Origin of the sequence: Desulfonatronum sp. SC1, assembly GCF_003046795.1 — a bacterium.
GTDB lineage: Bacteria > Desulfobacterota > Desulfovibrionia > Desulfovibrionales > Desulfonatronaceae > Desulfonatronum.
The window spans coordinates 1-527 of the sequence record NZ_PZKN01000094.1; the positions used below are offsets into that span (position 1 = coordinate 1).

Here is a 527-nt window from a genome sequence, read left to right on the forward strand (position 1 = left end):
GGATGAGGGCGTCCATAAGGAAGATCGTACCGGAACAGGTACTATCAGCGTGTTTGGTCACCAAATGCGCTTCAACCTTGCCGAAGGGTTCCCGCTTGTCACAACCAAAAAACTTCACCTCAAATCCATTATCCACGAACTGCTTTGGTTCTTAAAAGGAAGTACCAATGTGAAATACCTTCAGGATAACGGCGTTCGTATTTGGAACGAATGGGCCAAAGAAGATGGCGAACTCGGCCCAATATATGGCTACCAATGGCGCTCATGGCCGGGCTATGACGGAACACACATTGATCAGGTTCAGCAGGTAATACAATCCATCAAAAGCAACCCCGATTCGCGCCGTCACATTGTGAGTGCCTGGAATGTGGGACAAATTGATGAGATGCAACTGCCTCCGTGCCACATTCTTTTTCAGTTTTATGTGGCCAACGGCACGCTCAGCTGCCAACTTTACCAGCGAAGTGCAGACATTTTTCTGGGCGTACCATTTAATATTGCATCCTACGCCTTGCTTACCATGATGA

General features: G+C 48.0%; 1 protein-coding gene. It reads left to right on the forward strand.

The annotated features are described in order from the left end of the window. Nucleotides 1-527 (forward strand): thymidylate synthase (locus tag C6366_RS20855; RefSeq protein WP_107740639.1); only part of this gene is annotated, 527 nt, incomplete at both ends.